Genomic DNA, 19,985 nt, shown 5'->3' with positions numbered 1-19,985 from the left:
GGGGATAGTCATGATCCTGGTTCGTCAAGAGATCGGCGACGTTCTGCGCGGCTTCCGCCAGCAGAAGGGCCAGACCCTCCGTCAGGTCGCGAGCAAGGCGAGCGTCGCGCTCGGATACCTGAGCGAGGTCGAGCGGGGCCAGAAGGAGGCCTCGAGCGAGATCCTCGCCTCGGTCGCCGAGGCGCTCGACGTGCCCATCTCCACGATCTACCGGACGGTGGGCGATCGCATCGCGGTGCTCGAGGGACTCGACGTGCAGGCGTTCCCCGACGTCGTGCCCGACGACCTCATCGCCGAGGTCGAGCCCGAGCTGTCCTTCCGCTGACCGCGCATGCGCCGCAGCGAGTTCCTGCGCGCCGTCGACGCCGAGTTCGGCGGTCGCGCGGCCTCGCTCGTGCACGATCTGGTGCTCACGGGCATCGGGCGCACCGCCCAGGAGGCGCTCGAGGCCGGCGTGCCTCCGCGCGACATCTGGGAGGCGCTGTGCATCGAGACGGACGTCCCTCCCGCACGCCGGCACGGAGTCGGCCGGCTCGAACCGCGACGCTGAGCCCGCGCCCGCCGTTCGATTCTCGGATCGCGTTCATCGGCGTGTCATCGAAGGTGCGTTCGAAGAGAGCGTAGTCTCGTGCACAACGTGGTTCCGGGACGATATCCCTCCACAGATGCGGCGGTCCGGCGGCGATGTCGGTGGTCCTCCGTAGCGTGGGAGTCGGCATCAGCGCCACGCGCCTTGTCGCAGTCCTCGGCCATCCGGTCGGAGCGCGACAGCCTACAGGCGGCGGTTCACGAGTGGAGAAGGAACAGGAAATGCCCGCACCAGCAGACCGCGAGAAGGCCCTCGAGTCGGCCCTCGCACAGATCGACAAGCAGTTCGGCAAGGGCTCTGTCATGCGACTGGGCAGCGACGAGCGCGCGCCCGTCGAGGTCATCCCCACGGGGTCGATCGCGCTCGATGTCGCGCTCGGCGTGGGCGGGATCCCGCGTGGCCGCATCATCGAGATCTACGGCCCCGAATCCTCGGGAAAGACGACGCTCACGCTCCACGCGATCGCCAACGTGCAGCGCGCGGGCGGCATCGCCGCGTTCATCGACGCCGAGCACGCGCTCGACCCCGAGTACGCGCAGAAGCTCGGCGTCGACATCGACCAGCTCCTCGTGTCGCAGCCCGACACCGGAGAGCAGGCGCTCGAGATCGCCGACATGCTCATCCGATCGGGCGCGATCGACCTCGTCGTCATCGACTCGGTCGCCGCGCTCGTTCCGCGCGCCGAGATCGAGGGCGAGATGGGCGACTCGCACGTCGGCCTCCAGGCCCGCCTCATGTCGCAGGCGCTCCGCAAGCTCACGGGCGGTCTGAACCAGACGAAGACCACGGCGATCTTCATCAACCAGCTGCGCGAGAAGATCGGCGTGTTCTTCGGGTCTCCCGAGACCACCGCGGGAGGAAAGGCGCTCAAGTTCTACGCGTCCGTCCGCATGGACATCCGCCGCATCGAGACCCTCAAGGACGGCGCCGAGGCGGTCGGCAACCGCACGCGCGTCAAGGTCGTCAAGAACAAGATGGCTCCGCCGTTCAAGCAGGCCGAGTTCGACATCCTCTACGGCGTCGGCATCTCGCGCGAGGGCAGCCTCATCGACTTCGGCGTCGAGCACGGGATCGTGAAGAAGTCCGGCTCCTGGTACACCTACGACGGCGACCAGCTCGGGCAGGGCAAGGAGAACGCGCGCAACTTCCTCATCCAGAACACCGACATCGCACTCGAGATCGAGAACAAGATCAAGGACAAGCTCGGAATCGGCCAGCGCGGCGTCGCGGCCTCGGCAGAGTCCGCGCCCGCGGCGGTCGAGCCGGTCCGCCGCACGGCGTGAGGCGCGCATGAGCGACGTGGCCGACGGGGGCGAGGGCGACCTCGCCCCCGTGATCCCGCTCTTCGGTGGGAGGGGGCCGGTGGCACCCTCCCACCCCACGCGCCGCACGCGCCCATCCGATGACGCCGACCGCGGGGCGGCCGGCGTCGCCGATCCCGCGAGGTCGGCGCATCCGGCTGGGAGGGCGAGCCGGCACGCGGCGGACGGCGCCATCCCCGGCGACGTCATCCCGAACGGCGTCGAGTCGACGAGCGGCGACGGCGCGGATGACGCCCGAGCGTCCGACGAGGCGTCCGGCGAACGCTGGCACACGACCTGGCGCGATCTCGGGGCCGGCGAGCGGCGCATCGCTCCCGTCCCGGCCGTCACGACGACCGTGCGCGACGGTGTGCGGTTCGTGGAGGTCGCGCCTGCCGTCGACCCCGCTGGTTCCGACGACGAGCGGGGGCCATCGGAGGTCGCCGACGCTGCGGAGGCTCGGCTGCTGAAGGCGCTGCGGTCGCGCTCGCTCTCCGTGAGCGAGGCGCGCATGCGGCTGCGGAAGGACGAGGTCGACGCGGGCCTGGTCGACGAGATCATCGACCGGCTGGAGAGGCTCGGCGCACTCGATGACGCCGCCCTCGCGGAGCAGCTCGTCCACGCCGGCACGACGCGCAAGAACCAGGGGCGCCGCGCGATCGCGCAGGCGCTGTCGTCCCGCGGCATCCCGCGCGACGTGATCGACGCCGCGCTCGACGACCTGCCCGACGACGACGAGGAGCGCGCGCTCGAGTTCGCGCGCGGGAAGGCGCGGAGCCTCGTGCGCTATGACGACGACACCGCTCTCCGGCGGCTCGTCGGCCAGCTCGCGCGGCGGGGGTTCGGCGGCTCGCTCGCGATGACCGCGGCGCGTCGCGCACTCGACGAGGCACGCGGCGGCGGTCACAGCGTGCGGTTCCGCTGAGCGATCCCTCGGCGCGCCCGCGGGGAGCGGAACGTAGAATGTCCTGGTCATGACTACGCCATCCAGCGCCCCCACGCTCATCGAGCCCTCGCCCACAGCCTTCGACGCACAGGGACGCGCTCGCTCGTACGAGGTCCGCACCTTCGGGTGCCAGATGAACGTGCACGACTCCGAGCGCCTCTCCGGCTCGCTCGAGAGCGCCGGCTACGTCAAGGCGGCGCCCGGCGAGGAGGCCGATCTCGTCGTCATCAACACGTGCGCGGTCCGCGAGAACGCGTCGGGCAAGCTCTACGGCACGCTCGGTCATCTCAAGTCCCGCAAGGACGCCCACGCGGGCATGCAGATTGCGGTCGGCGGCTGCCTCGCCCAGATGGACAAGGAAGCCGTTCTCGAGCGCGCGCCATGGGTGGACGTCGTCTTCGGAACCCACAACATGGGCTCGCTGCCTGAGCTCCTCGAGCGGTCGCGCCACAACGGCGAGGCCGAGGTCGAGATCCTCGAGTCCCTCGAGGTGTTCCCGTCGACCCTCCCGACCAAGCGCGACTCGACCTACTCGGGATGGGTCTCGATCTCCGTCGGGTGCAACAACACCTGCACGTTCTGCATCGTGCCCAGCCTGCGCGGCAAGGAGAAGGACCGTCGGCCCGGTGACATCCTCAGCGAGATCCGCCTGCTCGTCGACGACGGCGCGATCGAGGTCACCCTGCTCGGCCAGAACGTGAACACGTACGGCGTCGAGTTCGGCGATCGCGAGGCATTCGGGAAGCTGCTCCGCGCCGCCGGCGAGATCGAGGGCCTCGAGCGCATCCGCTTCACGAGCCCGCACCCTGCGGCCTTCACCGACGACGTCATCGCGGCGATGGCCGAGACTCCCGCGGTCATGCCGCAGCTGCACATGCCGCTGCAGTCGGGCAGCGACAGCATCCTCAAGGCGATGCGCCGGTCCTACCGCAGCGCCAAGTTCCTCGGGATCCTCGATCGTGTCCGCGAGCGCATCCCGCACGCCGCGATCTCGACCGACATCATCGTCGGCTTCCCGGGTGAGACGGACGCCGACTTCGAGGACACGCTGCGCGTCGTCGAGCAGGCGCGGTTCGCGAACGCGTTCACGTTCCAGTACTCGATCCGCGAGGGCACGCCGGCGGCGACCATGCCGAACCAGGTTCCGAAGGAGGTCGTGCAGGAGCGCTACGACCGCCTCATCGCCCTTCAGGAGCGCATCTCGCTCGAGGAGAACCACAAGCAGCTCGGCCGGTCGGTCGAGGTGCTCGTGTCGACCGGCGAGGGGAAGAAGGACGCCGCGACCCACCGCCTCACGGGCCGCGCGGAGGACAACCGGCTCGTGCACTTCGAGCTGCCGGAAGGTTCGGAGCGCCCGCGCCCCGGCGACGTCGTGACCGTCGAGATCACGCACGCTGCGCCCTTCCACCTCCTCGCGGACAGCCCCGATGGTGCGCCGCTGCGCATCCGGCGCACGCGCGCGGGCGACGCATGGGATCGCTCGCAGGCGGAGTCGTGCGCGGTGCCCGCGGCACCCGGCGCGAGCGCCTCGGGCGCCGTGCGGCTCGGCCTGCCCACCATCCGCGTCGGCGTGTGACGCTCGCGGATTCCCCGCGGCTCTGGGCCGTCGTCGGAGCGACGGGAACGGGCAAGAGCGACCTCTCGCTCGAGATCGCCGAGGCCGTCGCCGCGGCGGGTCGGCACGCCGAGATCGTGAACGCCGACGCCATGCAGCTCTACCGCGGCATGGACATCGGCACGGCCAAGCTCCCCGTGGCCGAGCGCCGCGGCATCCCGCATCACCTCCTCGACGTCCTGGAGGTGACCGAGGAGGCCGCCGTCGCGCGCTACCAGGTCGACGCGCGCGCGGCGATCGACGCCGCGCTCGCCCGCGGGCACGACGCGATCCTCGTCGGCGGATCGGGGCTCTACGTCTCGAGCGTGCTCTTCGACTTCCGCTTCCCGCCGCGCGACCCGGCTCTGCGCGCGCGCCTCGAGGCCGAGCTCGAGACCTCGGGGCCCGGCGCGCTCTACGCGCGTCTGCAGCACGAGGACCCGCAGACCGCCGCACGCGTCGACCCGCGCAACGGCCGCCGCATCGTGCGCGCCCTCGAGGTCCTCGCGCAGGGCGCGTCCACGCACGGCGCCGCTCTCCCGGAGGCGCCCGAGCTGTGGCGTCCTGCGACGATCCTCGGTCTCCACCTCGAGCGGGCGGCTCTCGTCGAGCGCCTCGACCGGCGCGTCGAGCGGATGTGGGACGAGGGTCTCGTGGGGGAGGTCGAGCACCTCCGCACGCAGGGGCTCGAGCAGGGGGCGACCGCGCGGCGCGCGATCGGCTACGCCCAGGCGCTCGCGCAGCTGGACGGCACCCTCTCCGAGGAGGAGGCGATCGCCGAGACGCAGGCGCTCACGCGCCGCTACGCACGACGGCAGGTCTCGTGGTTCCGGCGGTACCCCGAGGTGCGCTGGTTCGACGCGGGCGCTGTCCCGCTCGTCGACGCCCTGCGCTGAGCCCGCCCGACGTCCCCGTGCCCCGGCCGCCGCCATCCCGCGGCCATAGACTGGGGGGATGACGGAGATCCAGTTCACCAAGGGACACGGCACGGGCAACGACTTCGTCATCGTCGCCGACCCGGAAGGCGAGCTGGACCTCACCGACGACCAGATCGCGGCGCTGTGCGACCGGCGCTTCGGCATCGGCGCGGACGGCCTGCTGCGCGTGGTGCGCTCGGCGGCGCTCCCGGAAGGCGCCGCGTCGCTCGCGGAGGAACCGGCCGCCGAGTGGTTCATGGACTACCGCAACGCCGACGGCTCGAAGGCCGAGATGTGCGGCAACGGCACGCGCGTGTTCGCGCGCTATCTGCTCGACGCCGGCCTCGCCGACCTGCCGGCGGGCTCGACGCTGCCGATCGGCACTCGTGCGGGCGTCAAGGACATCACACGCAGCGAGACGGGCTTCCAGGTCGACCTCGGGCGATGGCGCGCCGAGCCGGGCGACCCGCTCGTGCGCGCGCGGGGCCTCAGCGTCGCACGGCCGGGCCTCGGCATCGACGTCGGCAACCCGCACGTCGTGGTGGCGCTCGCCTCCGAGGAGGAGCTCGCCGGCCTGGATCTCACGGTGCAGCCGATCATCGACCCGGTGCCGCCCCACGGAGCGAACATCGAGTTCGTCGTCCCGCAGGGCGTGAAGGACGGCATCGGACGCATCCGCATGCGCGTGTTCGAGCGCGGCGTGGGGGAGACCCTCTCCTGCGGAACGGGGACGGCGGCCGCGGCCCTCGCGGTCCGCGACTGGGCGGGCGCCGACGCCCCTGACTTCTGGCGGGTCGACGTGCCCGGCGGAACGCTCGGGGTGCGGATGTTCCCGACCGAGGAGGGCGAGCACGTCGCGCTCTCGGGACCGGCGACCCTCGTGTTCTCGGGCACCGTCGCGCTCGCCTGATCAGGCGAAGGCGAGCGTCGTCGCGAGCGCCGCCATGATCACCGCGATCGCTCCGTCGAGGACGCGCCACGAGCGCGGGGAGCGCAGCCAGCGCGCCGCGACGCGCGCCATCGCCGTGAGGAAGGCGAACCAGACGGCGCTTCCCAGCACCGCGCCGAGGCCGAAGAGCCAACGGGCGTCGCCGTAGCTCGCGGAGATCGAGCCCAGCAGCAGCACGGTGTCGAGATACGTGTGCGGGTTGAGCCACGTGATCGCGAGGCACGCGAGGACGGCCGGCAGGAGCGCCGTGGTCGCCGTGCGCGGACGGACGATCGTCGCCGTGCTCGTGCGCGGTCCCGCCGAGGACTCCGGTTCGCGGTCGACGCCCGGCTCCTCGGCGACCGCGAGCGTCTCGCCCGTCGGCCGGAGGGCGCGCCACCCCGCCGCGAGAGCGTATCCCGCGAGGAACACGACGCCCGCCCACTTGACGGCGTCGAAGAGCCAGGGCAGGTGCTCCACGACCACGCCGAATCCGGCGACGCCCGCCGCGACGAGCGCGACGTCGCTGAGGAAGCAGGTCACCGCGAGTGCGACCGCGTGCTGGCGGCGGATGCCCATCTTGAGGAGGAAGACGTTCTGCGCACCGGGCGCCACGATGAGCGAGAGGCAGAGGCCGAAGCCGGCGAGCAGGGCGCTGAACATGCTCTCGACGCTACGCGCCCGCCGCGAGAAGCGAAAAGCGGATCTAACGATTCTGACGCTCGTTAAGCTCTGCTTATGCAGATCTCGCCCGAACTCGCCGGCACTGTCTCCGCGATCGTCGATGAGGGGAGCCTCGAGGGCGCCGCTCGCGCGCTGCGGATCACTCCGTCGGCGGTCAGCCAGCGGCTGCGGTCGCTCGAGGCGCAGCTCGGGCGCGTGCTCATCGTCCGCTCCAAGCCCGCCCGCGCCACGGAGGCGGGCGCGGTCGTCGTGCGCCTCGCGCGGCAGTACGGGCTGCTTGCGCACGATGCGAGCGTCGCGCTCGGGCTCGAGGGGCCCGGACGGATGAGCGTGCCGATCGCGGTGAACGCCGACTCGCTCGCGACGTGGCTGCTGCCGGGGCTGGAGCCGGTGACCCGCACGCACGACGTCGCCTTCGAGCTGCGCCGCGAGGACGAGGACCGCACGGCCGCGCTGCTCGAGGCCGGAACCGTCATGGCGGCGGTCACGTCGCAGCGCGAGCCGATCGCGGGGTGCACGGTCACCGCCCTGGGCGACACGATCTACGACGCCGTCGCGACGCCGGGCTACGTCGCTCGGTGGCTCCCCGACGGCGTCACAGCGAGCGCACTCGCGGGCGCGCCGTTGATCGACTTCGACCGCGCCGACGACGTGCAGTCGGCCTGGCTGCGCGAGCGCGGCGTCGACCCGTCGCGGCCGCCCCGCCACTACGTCCCGGCATCCGAGGACTACGCCGCCGCCGTGCGGCTGGGCTTCGGATGGGGGATGCTCCCTCCGCTGCAGGCGAAGCCGGGCATCGAGACGGGACTGCTCGTGAAGCTGGGCGAGCCGCGGCTGCGCGTCCCGCTCTACTGGCAGCAGTGGAACCTGCGGTCGCCGCTGCTCACGGCCATCCGCGAGGCGGTCGTCACGGCCGCGCGCGCCGCGCTGCCGCCCGAGCGCGGCTAGGCGATCTCGACGGCTCCGGTCGCCGGGCTGCCGTGTCGGCGCACCTTGAGCACGCGGAAGCCCTTGGCCGTCGCGTGGCGGTGGACGCTGAAGCGGTCGTCGAGAGCGGCGTCGAGCCAGCGGTGCAGGGAGTCGGAGCCCAGGTTGCGCTGCACGACGAGGTAGGCATCGCTGCGCTCGGCGAGTCGGGGGAGCCACGTCTCCATGAGCTCGTGCAGCACGGCCTTGCCGACCCGGATGGGCGGGTTCGACCAGATCGTGCGGAACGAGATCCCGTCGGGAACATCCTCGGGCAGCACGGCGTTGACATTGTCGAGGCCGAGCTCATCGGCATTGCGACGGACGAGATCGAGCGCGCGCTCGTTGACGTCGACCGCCCAGATCCGAGCGCGCGGAGAGAGCATGGCCAGCGACAGGGAGATCGGGCCCCAGCCGGCGCCGAGGTCGAGGAAGTCGCCGCCGGCGGGAGGCTCAGGGGTGTTCGACAGCAGCACGCGGGTGCCGCTGTCGACGTGATCCGGGCTGAAGACCCCGCCCGCGGTCGTCACCTCGACGTCGCGGTCGGCGAGGGACACGCGGATGCGACGGAGCTGCTCGGGGGCGGAGGGATGCGCGCTGAAGTAGTGGTCCCCCATGATCCTCGAGATTACCGGAGGCATCCGGGTCGCACGCAACACCCTCGTTCCCGCAACCGCCTGTCCCGCGATCCCCGCGCGCGGTATCCTGTAGGGCTCATCGCACCCGGACGCACGCCGACCCGGGCCCGCGGAGCGCACACCACCACGAAAGGCACCCTTTGACCGACACCTTCCATCCCGACGTGCAGACCGATCCGACGACGGACCCGGTCGATCGCGTGCTCTCGCACGCGGAGGCGCGCTCGGGCGTCCGCATCTTCGGAGCAGCGCAGGCGCTGCAGGATGCGGGAACCGTGGCCGGGTCGACGACCGACGGCGACCAGTGGGACCTCGAGGCGCGCCACGCACTCCGACGCGTCGCCGGTCTGTCCACCGAGCTCGAGGACGTCACGGAGGTCGAGTACCGCCAGCTGCGTCTCGAGAACGTCGTCCTCGTGGGCGTGTACGCGCAGGGCTCGCTCGTCGACGCGGAGAACTCCCTGCGGGAGCTCGCCGCGCTCGCCGAGACGGCGGGCTCGACCGTGCTCGACGGCGTCCTGCAGCGCCGCCCGCATCCCGACCCCGCGACCTACATCGGGCGCGGCAAGGCGGAGGAGCTCAAGGACATCGTGATGTCCGCCGGCGCCGACACCGTGATCGCCGACGCCGAGCTCGCCCCGAGCCAGCGGCGTGCGCTCGAGGACGTCATCAAGGTCAAGGTGATCGACCGGACCGCCGTCATCCTCGACATCTTCGCCCAGCACGCGAAGACCCGAGAGGGCAAGGCCCAGGTCGAGCTCGCCCAGCTCGAGTACCTCCTGCCGCGTCTGCGCGGCTGGGGCGAGTCGATGAGCCGACAGGCGGGCGGACAGGTCGGCGCGGGCGGAGCGGGCATGGGCTCGCGCGGACCGGGTGAGACGAAGATCGAGCTCGATCGCCGCCGCATCCGCACCCGCATGGCGCAGCTGCGCAAGCAGATCAGGGATTTCGCGCCCGCGCGCGACGCCAAGCGCTCCGAGCGCAAGCGGCACACCGTCCCGTCGGTCGCGATCGCCGGGTACACGAACGCGGGCAAGTCGTCGCTTCTGAACCGCCTCACGAGCGCGGGGGTGCTCGTCGAGAACGCGCTCTTCGCGACGCTCGACGCGACCGTGCGGCGCACCGAGACATCCGACGGGCGCGTGTTCACGTTCGCCGACACGGTCGGGTTCGTGCGCAACCTGCCGCATCAGCTCGTCGAGGCGTTCCGCTCGACGCTCGAGGAGGTCGCCGACGCCGACGTCATCGTGCACGTCGTCGACGCGCACCACCCGGATCCGGCCGGCCAGATCGCGACCGTCCGCGATGTGATGGCGGATGTCGGCGCGCGCGACATCCGCGAGATCATCGTGTTCAACAAGGCCGATCTCATCGATGAGGACGCGCGCCTCGTGCTGCGCGGTCTCGAGCCCGACGCCGTGTTCGTCTCGTCCCGCACGGGCGAGGGCATCGAGGAGCTCCGCGCCGTCGTGGAGGCGGCGCTTCCCGTTCCCGCCGTGGAGGTGCGAGCCCTCGTTCCCTACGACCGCGGCGATCTCATCTCGGCCATCCACGAGACCGGCCTCTTCCTCGAGCAGGAGCATGAGTCCGGGGGCACGCGGGTCCATGCGCGCGTGTCGCCGCGTCTCGCCGCCGAGCTCGAGCGCTTCTCGAGCGCGGGGTGAGGGCGGGGTCCGTCTCGCTCAGCCGAGCGCGGCGGACCCCAGCCACACGAGGGCGGTGATCGCGAGCGCCTGCGCCCAGCTCACCATGCTCCCGACGAGGAAGTACTCCGCCTGCGTGCCGCGCTCGCGGTCGCGGGAGATCTCGGGGAAGCGCACGATGCCCTTGGCCGCGATGAGCGCGGCGACGACCGGGTAGGCGTGCGCGAGCAGGAGGCCGCCGACGACGATCCGCTCGAGCGGTCCGATGAGGCGTCCGCCGCGGAGCGTGTGCACGTCCTGAGGGTCGGGCGCCGCGGTGTCGCGCTCGCCCCGCTGGCCGAAGAGGCGCCGCCGCCGCGACGGGGCGACGTCGCCGTCCGCGGGGACGTCCTCCGTGCGCAGCGCCGTGCGGACGACCCGGTTCGCCGACTCGAGCAGGAACAGGGCGCCGCCGGCCCCGAGGAGGACGATCGACAGGGGAAGGCCCTCGCCCTGCCCCCACTCGACGCGGATGGCGACCGCGGGCGGCGGGACGACGATCGCCGTCAGGGCGATGCCGCCCAGGAGCACGACCGGGAGGAAGCCGAGCGGAGAGTCGTCGGCGCGCATGGTCGCGAGCCAGCCGAGCGCGGCGACGACCGGGCCCAGCGCCAGGACGAGCGACGCGAGCGGATCGGCGCCGAGCGCCGCGCCGGCGAGCGCGCAGACGACGAGCACGGCAGACACGCCCGCCGTGCGCAGTCGCGCGCCCTGCGCTGCCGCGCGGATGAGGTCGGCGCCGCCGATCGCGGCGAGCACGAGCGCTGTCAGTTCCATCGCGTCAGACCGTACCCCGCGGGTCGGACAGGCCCTCGATCTCGAGGGGCGGCACGCCGGGCGTCTCGAACCCGAGGACGGCGCCGAGGAACGCGACCTCGGCCTCGAACGAGCGGATGATCGCCTCGCGTCCGCGGAACCCGTGCGCCTCGCCCTCGAACAGGAGGTAGGCGTGCGGGACCCCGTTCGCCGCGAGCGCGTCGCGCAGCGCCTCGGCCTGCGAGGGCGGCACGACCGGGTCGTCCGCGCCCTGGAGGATGAGGAGGGGCGTGCGGAGCGCTTCGGGGCGAGACAGCGGCGATCGCCTCGCGTACAGCTCCTCCGCCTCGGGGAGCGGGCCGACGAGGCCGTCGATGTAGCGCGCCTCGAAATCGTGCGTCTCGGCGACGAGCATCCGCAGGTCGGCGACGCCGTAGCGGCTGATCCCGGCCGAGAACACGTCGGTGTCGGCGATCGCGCACAGCACGGTCCATCCGCCCGCGGATCCTCCGCGCACCGCGAGGCGCGCGGGGTCGGCGATGCCGGCTTCGGCGATGCCGCGCGCGGCGGCCGCGACGTCCTCGACGTCGACCACGCCCCATCCGCCCTTGAGGCGCTCGCGGTACGCGCGCCCGTAGCCGGTCGATCCGCCGTAGTTGACATCGAGCACGCCGATGCCCCGGCTCGTGAAGTACGCGACCGCGAGGGAGAGGTCGCCCGAGACGTGCGCGGTCGGGCCCCCGTGCACGAGCACGAGATACGGCGGCAGGTCGCCCTCGGGGCCCGTCGCGAGCGGGTTCGTCGGCGGATACGCGAAGGCGTGCACATCCCCGCGCGGCCCGGGGAACGACAGCGGCAGAGCCTCGGGCATCCACGCCGGGTCGAGGTCGGTCTCCCCGCCGCGCACCGGCGCGAAGGTCCGCGCGTCGACGTCGAGGAGCCAGATGCCGCCCGGCGTCCGCGGGCCGGCGCCCGACAGCAGCAGGCGCGCGCCGTCGACGTCCTTGACGAGCATCTGCCCGAGCGGCGTCTCGAGCTCCGTCACCGCCCGCGTTCCGGGATCGACGAGCACGAGCCGGTCGCGTCCGTTCGTCTGCACCGCGGCGATCCGACCGTCCTCGAGCCGCGCGTACCAGCAGGTCCCGAGATTCCAGAGCGGCCCGCCCGTGTCGGCGTCGGCAGGCAGGAGCGGCTCCACGACGGCGCCTCCGGCCGCGTCGAGCCGGGCGCGGCGGAGGTTCCATCGGGCAGGGCCGCCGGGCGCGGCAGGAGGGTCCGCGACGAAGAGGAGCTCATCGTCCGCCGCCCATTCGGGCTGCAGCGCCGACACATCCTGCCCGTCCGCGACGCCGCGCCCGCCGGCGAGTGTTGTCCAGCGGCGCACGCGCCCATCCGATTCGATGCGCCCGACGCGCAGCTCCGCGGCATCCCACGGCATGTCCGGATGGTCCCACGCGATCCACGCGAGCCGGCCAGCGCGCGGTGCGGGGTAGGCGACGAAGTCGCTCCCTGCGACGACGCTCACGATCGCGGACGCGTCCTCCGCCGCGCTGCCGTCGAGCGGGATGACGACGATGTCGCGACGGGGAGCCCCCGTGGCGCCCTGCGTCTCGCGGACCGCCCACAGTCGGCCCTCCGCGAGGACGAGGTCGCCGAACGCCATGCCGGTGCCAGCGGGCGTGAGCGGGATGGGCTCCGCATCGGCCGTGCGCAGGTACACGCGCTGATCCGACTGCTCGACGAAGAGGAGTGCGCCGTCGTCGGCCGCGGTCCACGCGCCGCCTCCGTACTCGTGGACGCGAGACCGCGCGCTCCAGGGCGCGGGAAGAACGCTCGCGCCGTCGCTCGCCCGCAGCACCGCTGTGCGCCCCCGCTCGGCCGCGACGCCCTCGGCCCACCACACGTCGCCCCCGACGAACCGCGCGTCGCCGAGGCGCGGGGAGTTCCCCGCGATGTCGGACGCCGCGATGGGCGACGGCCACGAGCCGAACGGGAGCGTCTGCGTCATGTCCTCCACGGTAACCGGCGACGTTCCGACACGGAGCGTCACAGATGCTCCCGCGCCCGCGCGCGGGCGACTACGGTCGGGAGAGGAGAGGCCGGATGCGGCGGCAGGGGATCGCCGCGGCGACCGGAGAGCACGGAGGAGGGACATGGCGACGTCGGCCACGCCGTTCTCGTTCGAGCTGTACCCGCCGCGCACGCCCGCGCGCACCGCGGCTCTCGAGGAGACCATCCGCCGCCTGGCCGCCGCGGGACCGGACTTCCTCTCCGTCACGTACGGCGCGGGCGGCTCCACGGGCGGTGCGTCGCTGCGCGTGCTGCGGTGGATCCGCGAGAACACGGACGTCGAGCCGCTCGCTCACCTCACGTGCGTCGGCAACGACTACGCGACGGCGAGCGCCCTCATCCGCGAGTTCCTCGACGCGGGCATCCTCAGCTTCCTCGCCATCCGCGGCGACCCGCCCGCCGGGAAGGACGAGGACGACGCGTTCCTGGGCGACCTGCGCACCTCGGCCGAGCTGGTCCAGCTCATCCACCGCGTGCAGGCCGAGCGCGCTCCCTACGGCGAGACGACGATCCCGGGCGTTCCCGAGGCGGTGCGGGTGGACCGCGCCCCGCGTGCGCGCACGCTCGTCGCGGCCTTCCCCAACGGGCATCCGCGCTCGCGCCATCCGCTCGAGCACCTCGATGCGCTCCTCGCGAAGCAGGCGGCCGGCGCAGAGGCGGCGATCACCCAGCTCTTCTTCCATGCCGACGACTACCTGCGCTTCGTCGATCGCGCCCGGGCCGCGGGCGTGACCATCCCGATCCTCCCCGGCATCATGCCCGTGACCTCTCCCGCCAAGCTCGCGCGCATGCTCGAGCTCACGGGCGAGCCCCTGCCGTCGGAGCTGTCGATCGCGCTCGAGGTCGAGCCGACCCCCGAGGGCCGCAGGGAGATCGGCATCGCCTACGCGGCGGACCTCGCGCGCGAGGTGCTCGCCGGCGGGGCCCCCGGCATCCACCTCTACGCCTTCAACGAGCACGAGACGGTGCTCGCGGTGCTGCGCGAAGCCGGGGTCGCGCTGCGCGAGACCGCGGCTTCCTGACCGCCGGTTCGCTCCCGGCACACGAGGAGGGCGGGAGCCGACCGGCTCCCGCCCTCCTCGTGTGCGCCGTCAGACCGCGCGCAGGATAGCGACGACCTTGCCGAGGACCACAGCGTCGTCGGCGAGGATCGGCTCGAACGCCGAGTTGCGCGGGAGGAGCCAGGTGTGGCCGTCGCGCTGACGGAACGTCTTGACGGTCGCCTCGCCGTCGACCATGGCCGCGACGATGTCGCCGTTCTCCGCCGTGCCCTGCGACCGGATGACGACCCAGTCGCCGTCGCAGATCGCCGCGTCGATCATCGACTCGCCGCTGACCTTGAGCATGAAGAGCTCGCCCTTGCCGACGAGCTGTCGGGGGAGGGGGAAGATCTCCTCGACCTGCTGCTCGGCCGTGATCGGGACGCCGGCGGCGATGCGGCCGACCAGCGGCACGAGAGCGGCGTCGCCGACCGCGGGGCCCGAGTCGGCCGGGTTCTCGGCCGCCGAGCCCGGGAGATCGATGAGCACCTCCATCGCGCGGGTCTTGCCGGGGTCGCGGCGCAGGTAGCCGCTCAGCTCGAGCTGCCCGAGCTGATGCGTCACGCTCGAGAGCGACTTCAGTCCGACCGCGTCGCCGATCTCGCGCATGCTCGGCGGGTAGCCGTTGTGCTGGATGGAGCGCTGGATGACCTCGAGGATGGCCAGCTGCTTGTCGCTCAGGTTCTTGCGCCGCCGCGTGCGCGGCTTCTCCTCGCGCGTGCCCGCATCCGTCATGTCGTGCTCCTTCGCTGCCCCGCTCGAATGTCGGAGGTGCGTGATGTGGTGGTCCCGTCAGGACGACGCTAGCGGATCTCGACGGGATTCCGGGAGATTTGTTCGAGCGTGTCTCGCAGAAGTCGCGAAACCTGTTCGAAGAGAGTTCTTGACACCGCGACCACATCGAAGATAGGTTCGGAACATCACTTCGGGTCCGTCTCTCCCGGCCGAGCAGGCGGACTCGAAGTGATCTACAGGAAGGAACCGCCATGCGCACGACCAGCTCCGCTCCGGCACGCTCGACCCGCCTCCGACTCACGGTGCGCGGCCGCCGGGTCCTCGCCGCGCTCGCCGCGGCTCCGCTCGTCGCGGCGATCGGATTCGGGGTGCTCAGCGGCGGCGCGGCCCTCGCCTCGCGCGAGGACAGTGCGCCTGTCGGCACCTTCGACACCGTCACGGTCATGGCGGGCGACACCCTGTGGGACATCGCGCAGGCGGTCGCCCCCGAGGCGGACCCGCGCGACGTCGTCGACGAGATCCTGCACCTCAACCAGCTCCCGGGGAGCGACATCGCCGCGGGGCAGGAGATCGCCATCCCCGCCGCCTACTCGACGGGCGAGTGAGTCCGTCGCGCGCTCTAGCATGGACGGGTGACCGTCTCTCTCGATGACCTCCCCCTGCGCGACGACCTCCGCGGACAGCAGCCCTACGGCGCTCCGCAGGCGCCGCTGCCTGTCGCGCTGAACGTCAACGAGAACACGCACCCGATCCCCGACGAGGTCGCCGACGACATCGCGGACTCGGTGGCCCTCGCGCTGCGGGATGTGAACCGCTACCCGGATCGCGAGTTCACGGCGCTCCGCGAGGGGTTCGCGGAGTACCTCGGGCACGGGCTCGAGCCCGAGCAGATCTGGGCCGCGAACGGCTCGAACGAAGTGCTGCAGCACCTCCTCCAGGCGTTCGCCGGACCGGGGCGGACGGCGTTCGGCTTCGCCCCCACCTACTCGATGTACACGCTGCTGACGCGCGGCGTCGGCGCGACGTTCGTGTCGGGGGAGCGGGGGGCGAACTTCTCCCTCACGCCCGCGAGCGCGGCCGCGCAGGTCGCGGAGGCCCGGCCCGACGTCGTGTTCCTGTGCGCACCGAACAACCCGACAGGGACGCCGCTCGAGAACGACGTCGTGGAGGCCGTCTACGACGCGACCGACGGCATCGTCATCGTCGACGAGGCGTACCGCGAGTTCGCACCCCGCGACGTGCCGTCGGCGCTCCAGCTGCTGCCCGGGCGGCCCCGGCTCGTCGTCTCGCGCACCATGAGCAAGGCGTTCGCCTTCGCGGGCGCGCGCGTCGGCTACCTCGCCGCGGACCCCGCGGTCGTCGACGCCCTCCGCCTCGTCCGCCTCCCGTACCACCTCAGCGCGCTCACCCAGGCGGCGGCCTCCGCGGCCCTGCGTCACGCCGACACGATGCTCGCGATGGTCGACGAGATCGTCGAGCAGCGCGACCGGATCTCGGCCACGCTCGAGGCGCTCGGCTACACCGTGTACCCGACGTGGTCGAACTTCGTCCTGTTCGGCGGCGTGGAGGATCCGCACGCGACCTGGCAGGCGCTCTACGACCGCGGCGTGCTCATCCGCGACATCGGGATCCCCGGACACCTCCGGGTGACAGCGGGGACCGAGGACGAGACGAGCGCCTTCCTCGACGCGCTCGCCGAGATCGGCCGCTGAGCGCGCGAGGAGCCCGGTCGGGTCGCGCCGGTAGAATCGGAGCATGACCCGTACCGCGCGCCGCACCCGTTCCACGAGCGAGTCGAGCATCGAGCTCGAGCTCGACCTCGACGGAACGGGCAGGAGCAGCATCGACACGAGCGTGCCGTTCTTCGACCACATGCTCACGGCGTTCGCGAAGCACTCGCTCACCGATCTGACCGTGAAGGCGACCGGCGACACCCACATCGACGCGCACCACACGGTCGAGGACACGGCGATCGTGCTCGGGCAGGCCATCCGCGAGGCGCTGGGCGACAAGGCGGGGATCTCGCGCTACGGCGACGCCCTCGTCCCGCTCGACGAGGCGCTGGCACAGGCCGTCGTCGACATCTCGGGGCGTCCCTACCTCGTGCACACGGGGGAGCCGGCGGGCTTCGAGCAGCACCTCATCGGCGGCCACTTCACGGGCTCGCTCGTGCGCCACACGTTCGAGGCCCTCGCGTTCAACGCGGGCCTGACCGTGCACGTCCGCGTGCTGAACGGCCGCGACCCGCACCACATCGCCGAAGCCGAGTACAAGGCCTTCGCGCGCGCGTTCCGTCAGGCCAAGGCCCTCGATCCGCTCGTCGAGGGCATCCCCTCGACCAAGGGCGCGCTGTGAGCGGCGAGCGACCGACCGTCGCGGTGCTCGACTACGGCTCGGGCAACGTCCACTCCGCCGTCAAGGCGCTCGAGGCCGCGGGCGCCGACGTCGAGCTGACGCGCGACCGCGAGGCGGTGCTCGCGGCCGACGGGCTGCTCGTGCCCGGCGTCGGCGCGTTCCAGGCGGTCATGGAGCAGCTGAACGCGATCCGCGGCGGCGAGCTCATCGAGCGCCGCCTCGCGGGAGGGCGCCCCGTCCTCGGGATCTGCGTCGGCATGCAGGTGCTCTTCGCCCGCGGCATCGAGCGCGGGGTCGAGACCGAGGGCCTCGCGGAGTGGCCGGGGACCGTGACCGAGCTCGACGCTCCGGTCGTGCCGCACATGGGGTGGAACACCGTCGAGGCGGGGGAGCGCTCGCGCCTCTTCCAGGGGCTCGAGTCCGAGCGGTTCTACTTCGTGCACTCCTACGCCGCGCAGCAGTGGGAGCTCGAGGTGGACCCGCCGTTCCCGCAGCCCGTCCTGACGTGGGCGACGCATGGCGGCCGGTTCCTCGCCGCGGTCGAGAACGGACCGCTCAGCGCGACGCAGTTCCACCCCGAGAAGTCGGGCGAGGCGGGCATCCGACTGCTCCGCAACTGGGTCGACGGGCTGCGCCGCGCAGGCTGAGCCGCGTCGACTTGGAGTCGGGGGCGGCACGGGTCTAGTCTCTTGACTCGTGCGTCGGCAGGAGATGCCTGCGAGCACGAGGTGACATGAACGATTTCGCATCCACTCCCGCTCTCACCCTCCTCCCTGCTGTCGACGTCGCGGACGGCAAGGCCGTCCGCCTGACGCAGGGCGAGGCCGGTTCGGAGACGAGCTACGGCGACCCCATCGAGGCCGCGGAGAACTGGAAGAGCCAGGGGGCGGACTGGATCCACCTCGTCGACCTCGACGCCGCGTTCGGCCGCGGCAGCAACGCCGGCATCCTGCGCAAGGTGATCAAGCACATGCGCGGCGTCAACGTCGAGCTGTCCGGCGGCATCCGGGACGACGCCTCGCTCGAGGCTGCGCTCGAGAGCGGCGCCCAGCGCATCAACCTCGGCACGGCGGCCCTCGAGAACCCCGAGTGGACGGCCTCCGTGATCAGCCGCTACGGCGAGGCGATCGCGGTCGGCCTCGACGTCCGCGGGACGACGCTGGCCGCGCGCGGCTGGACCCAGGACGGCGGCGACCTCTGGGAGGTGCTCGACCGCCTCGAGGAGGCCGGCTGCAGCCGCTACGTCGTCACGGACGTCACCAAGGACGGCACGCTGCGCGGCCCCAACATCGAGCTGCTCCGCGAGATGGCGCAGCGCACGCCCAAGCCGATCGTCGCCTCGGGTGGCGTGTCGAGCCTCGACGACATCGTCGCGCTGCGTGAGCTCGTGCCGCTCGGCGTCGAAGGGGCGATCGTGGGCAAGGCGCTCTACGCCGGTGCGTTCACGCTCGCCGAGGCACTGGATGTCGCGGGGTACTGACAACTCCGCCGACTCCGCCGGCGTCCCCTGGGAGGGCCGCCGGTTCCAGCCGAACCCGGCGGCAGGCGACGACGGCTCAGCCGATCCCGCCCTGTGGGAGGCGCTGACGTCGTTCCGTGCCGGGTCCGGCTCTCAGCGCGCGGTCGTCGACGCCCTGCGGACGGCGCGCGTGCTCGTGCCGCTCGTCGCGGAGAAGGGCGACGAGGGCGTCGGGCCGAACGGCCTCACGGTCGACAAGACCCAGGAGCTCTCGATCGTGACGGTGGCCGCGCCAGACGGGCGCAAGGTGCTTCCGCTCTTCTCCTGCGTCGACACCATGTCCGCGTGGGACCCGAAGGCGCGGCCGATCCCGGTTGCGGGCACGCGCGCTGCGCTCTCGGCGGCGGGCGAGGACACCGACCTCATCGTGCTCGACCCGACGAGCCCGACCGAGTTCGTCGTGCGCCGCCCTGCCGTGTGGGCGATCGCGCAGGATCAGGGGTGGGAGCCCGCCCCGGCCAATCCCGACGTCTTCCTCGGGCTGCAGGACAGCGTGGCGGGGGAGCTCGCCGTCGTCGATGTCGGCGTGGAGGCGGGGGATCCGGGCGCGCGGCTCGCCGGCCCGGAGCTCATCGTGCGCCTGAAGCTCATCGCGGGCCTCGACCGGTCCGAGCTCGACGCCGTCCTCCAGCGTCTCGCGCGCCGCTGGGCCGCCGACGACCGGATCGCCGTGCTCGTCGACTCGCTCCAGGTCAAACTCGACGCCGCCTGAGACGTGGGGCCGCCGCGTCGGGCGTCAGACGACCGGCCCCGTCCACTTCTCGCCCGGCCCCTTGCCGGGGGCGTCGGGGATCGTCGACAGCTCGCGGAAGCGCAGCTGAAGCGAGCGCAGGCCATCCCGGATCGGCCGCGCGTGCATGTCGCTGATCTCGGGCGCCGCGGCCGTGACGAGTCCCGCGAGGGCGTTGATGAGCTTGCGCGCCTCGTCGAGATCGACGAGGTCGTCGGCGTCCGGCGAGTCGGCGAGACCGAGCTTGACGGCGGCGGCGCTCATGAGGTGCACGCAGCCGGAGGCGATGACCTCGACGGCCGCGACGTCGGCGATGTCGCGGACGGCGTCTGTCGCCGCCGACGCCTGCTCCTGCTCCTCCCATCGCGCATGGCGCTCGGGGTCGAAGGGGGAGTTGTCCGCGGGAATGGCGCTCATGGTCCGCTCTCTGTTAGACTTTTGCGGGCTCCGGAGTGCTCTCCGGACGAAAGAGGATTCAGTTCCCACCCGCGCTTGCCGTTCCAGGCTACCGGGTCATGCACACTCCGCTCGCGTC

22 protein-coding genes are annotated in these 19,985 nt (G+C 72.4%); 16 read left to right on the top strand and 6 right to left on the bottom strand.

What is annotated here, in order from left to right; translation table 11 throughout:
• Positions 1-10: 10 nt before the first annotated feature.
• The 7 genes from ACWXWW_RS00215 (at position 11) to dapF (ending at position 6,257) form a co-directional block, all read left to right on the top strand.
• Positions 11-325 (top strand): helix-turn-helix domain-containing protein, encoded by a 315-nt coding sequence (locus ACWXWW_RS00215; RefSeq protein ID WP_271174244.1) that lies wholly within the window; start codon positions 11-13, stop codon positions 323-325.
• Between the two features lie 6 nt (positions 326-331).
• Positions 332-550 carry a DUF3046 domain-containing protein gene (locus ACWXWW_RS00210; RefSeq protein WP_282980008.1) on the top strand — a complete coding sequence of 73 codons (219 nt, stop codon included), beginning with the start codon at positions 332-334 and terminating at the stop codon, positions 548-550.
• A 260-nt stretch (positions 551-810) separates the two neighbouring features.
• Positions 811-1,872 (top strand): recombinase RecA, encoded by a 1,062-nt coding sequence (recA, locus tag ACWXWW_RS00205; protein ID WP_271174246.1) that lies wholly within the window; start codon positions 811-813, stop codon positions 1,870-1,872.
• 7 nt (positions 1,873-1,879) lie between these two features.
• Positions 1,880-2,815 (top strand): regulatory protein RecX, encoded by a 936-nt coding sequence (locus ACWXWW_RS00200; RefSeq protein WP_455968131.1) that lies wholly within the window; start codon positions 1,880-1,882, stop codon positions 2,813-2,815.
• 49 nt (positions 2,816-2,864) lie between these two features.
• Positions 2,865-4,412 carry a tRNA (N6-isopentenyl adenosine(37)-C2)-methylthiotransferase MiaB gene (gene miaB, locus ACWXWW_RS00195; RefSeq protein ID WP_455968129.1) on the top strand — a complete coding sequence of 516 codons (1,548 nt, stop codon included), beginning with the start codon at positions 2,865-2,867 and terminating at the stop codon, positions 4,410-4,412.
• On the top strand, positions 4,409-5,326 hold the full coding sequence (miaA, locus tag ACWXWW_RS00190) for a tRNA (adenosine(37)-N6)-dimethylallyltransferase MiaA (protein WP_455968128.1): 918 nt from the start codon (positions 4,409-4,411) through the stop codon (positions 5,324-5,326). The genes miaB and miaA overlap by 4 nt, the downstream gene beginning before the upstream one ends.
• A 58-nt stretch (positions 5,327-5,384) precedes the next feature.
• Positions 5,385-6,257, top strand: coding sequence for a diaminopimelate epimerase (gene dapF, locus ACWXWW_RS00185; protein ID WP_282980016.1), 873 nt, complete (start codon positions 5,385-5,387; stop codon positions 6,255-6,257).
• On the opposite strand, the gene ACWXWW_RS00180 is transcribed toward dapF, so the two are convergent.
• On the bottom strand, positions 6,258-6,938 hold the full coding sequence (locus ACWXWW_RS00180; RefSeq protein WP_421075980.1) for a LysE/ArgO family amino acid transporter: 681 nt from the start codon (positions 6,936-6,938) through the stop codon (positions 6,258-6,260).
• 75 nt (positions 6,939-7,013) lie between these two features.
• On the opposite strand from ACWXWW_RS00180, the gene ACWXWW_RS00175 reads away from it, so the two are divergent.
• On the top strand, positions 7,014-7,907 hold the full coding sequence (locus ACWXWW_RS00175; protein WP_271174252.1) for a LysR family transcriptional regulator ArgP: 894 nt from the start codon (positions 7,014-7,016) through the stop codon (positions 7,905-7,907).
• Here ACWXWW_RS00175 and ACWXWW_RS00170 read toward each other — a convergent pair.
• A complete protein-coding gene (locus ACWXWW_RS00170) occupies positions 7,904-8,542 on the bottom strand; it encodes a class I SAM-dependent methyltransferase (protein ID WP_271174253.1) in 639 nt (212 codons plus the stop codon). The genes ACWXWW_RS00175 and ACWXWW_RS00170 overlap by 4 nt on opposite strands.
• Before the next feature lie 161 nt (positions 8,543-8,703).
• On the opposite strand from ACWXWW_RS00170, the gene hflX reads away from it, so the two are divergent.
• Positions 8,704-10,227, top strand: coding sequence for a GTPase HflX (gene hflX, locus ACWXWW_RS00165; protein WP_455968126.1), 1,524 nt, complete (start codon positions 8,704-8,706; stop codon positions 10,225-10,227).
• Between the two features lie 18 nt (positions 10,228-10,245).
• Here the strand turns inward: hflX and ACWXWW_RS00160 are convergent, their stop codons facing one another.
• Together ACWXWW_RS00160 and ACWXWW_RS00155 are read right to left on the bottom strand one after the other, a co-directional pair.
• A complete protein-coding gene (locus ACWXWW_RS00160; RefSeq protein WP_455968125.1) occupies positions 10,246-11,022 on the bottom strand; it encodes a hypothetical protein in 777 nt (258 codons plus the stop codon).
• Between the two features lie 4 nt (positions 11,023-11,026).
• The gene (locus ACWXWW_RS00155) at positions 11,027-13,009 is read right to left on the bottom strand and encodes an alpha/beta hydrolase family protein (protein ID WP_455968123.1); all 1,983 of its coding nucleotides are present in this window, start codon (positions 13,007-13,009) and stop codon (positions 11,027-11,029) included.
• Between the two features lie 145 nt (positions 13,010-13,154).
• Between ACWXWW_RS00155 and ACWXWW_RS00150 the strand changes: the two genes are divergently transcribed.
• Positions 13,155-14,093: a methylenetetrahydrofolate reductase gene (locus ACWXWW_RS00150; RefSeq protein WP_324011941.1), complete on the top strand. Its 939-nt coding sequence runs from the start codon at positions 13,155-13,157 to the stop codon at positions 14,091-14,093.
• 69 nt (positions 14,094-14,162) lie between these two features.
• Here the strand turns inward: ACWXWW_RS00150 and lexA are convergent, their stop codons facing one another.
• Positions 14,163-14,846 carry a transcriptional repressor LexA gene (gene lexA / locus ACWXWW_RS00145; protein ID WP_271174258.1) on the bottom strand — a complete coding sequence of 228 codons (684 nt, stop codon included), beginning with the start codon at positions 14,844-14,846 and terminating at the stop codon, positions 14,163-14,165.
• Positions 14,847-15,097: 251 nt separating this feature from the next.
• On the opposite strand from lexA, the gene ACWXWW_RS00140 reads away from it, so the two are divergent.
• From ACWXWW_RS00140 to ACWXWW_RS00115, 6 genes are all read left to right on the top strand, one after another.
• Entirely contained in the window at positions 15,098-15,451 is a 354-nt protein-coding gene (locus ACWXWW_RS00140) for a LysM peptidoglycan-binding domain-containing protein (RefSeq protein WP_455968122.1), read from the top strand.
• Between the two features lie 27 nt (positions 15,452-15,478).
• The gene (locus ACWXWW_RS00135; RefSeq protein WP_455968121.1) at positions 15,479-16,558 is read left to right on the top strand and encodes a histidinol-phosphate transaminase; all 1,080 of its coding nucleotides are present in this window, start codon (positions 15,479-15,481) and stop codon (positions 16,556-16,558) included.
• A gap of 43 nt (positions 16,559-16,601) precedes the next feature.
• On the top strand, positions 16,602-17,201 hold the full coding sequence (gene hisB, locus ACWXWW_RS00130) for an imidazoleglycerol-phosphate dehydratase HisB (RefSeq protein WP_271174261.1): 600 nt from the start codon (positions 16,602-16,604) through the stop codon (positions 17,199-17,201).
• Positions 17,198-17,848 carry an imidazole glycerol phosphate synthase subunit HisH gene (gene hisH / locus ACWXWW_RS00125; RefSeq protein WP_455968120.1) on the top strand — a complete coding sequence of 217 codons (651 nt, stop codon included), beginning with the start codon at positions 17,198-17,200 and terminating at the stop codon, positions 17,846-17,848. The genes hisB and hisH overlap by 4 nt, the downstream gene beginning before the upstream one ends.
• Before the next feature lie 86 nt (positions 17,849-17,934).
• Positions 17,935-18,681 (top strand): bifunctional 1-(5-phosphoribosyl)-5-((5-phosphoribosylamino)methylideneamino)imidazole-4-carboxamide isomerase/phosphoribosylanthranilate isomerase PriA, encoded by a 747-nt coding sequence (gene priA / locus ACWXWW_RS00120; RefSeq protein WP_271174263.1) that lies wholly within the window; start codon positions 17,935-17,937, stop codon positions 18,679-18,681.
• A complete protein-coding gene (locus ACWXWW_RS00115) occupies positions 18,665-19,432 on the top strand; it encodes an SseB family protein (protein WP_455968119.1) in 768 nt (255 codons plus the stop codon). The genes priA and ACWXWW_RS00115 overlap by 17 nt, the downstream gene beginning before the upstream one ends.
• A gap of 24 nt (positions 19,433-19,456) precedes the next feature.
• Here ACWXWW_RS00115 and ACWXWW_RS00110 read toward each other — a convergent pair whose 3' ends face one another.
• A complete protein-coding gene (locus ACWXWW_RS00110; protein WP_271174265.1) occupies positions 19,457-19,867 on the bottom strand; it encodes a DUF1844 domain-containing protein in 411 nt (136 codons plus the stop codon).
• Between the last annotated feature and the right edge of the window lie 118 nt (positions 19,868-19,985).

The sequence above is a fragment of the Microbacterium sp. KNMS genome, assembly GCF_053851835.1.
The sequence above is the reverse complement of the archived record's forward strand: the minus strand, read 5'-3'. Positions and strand labels throughout refer to the sequence as shown.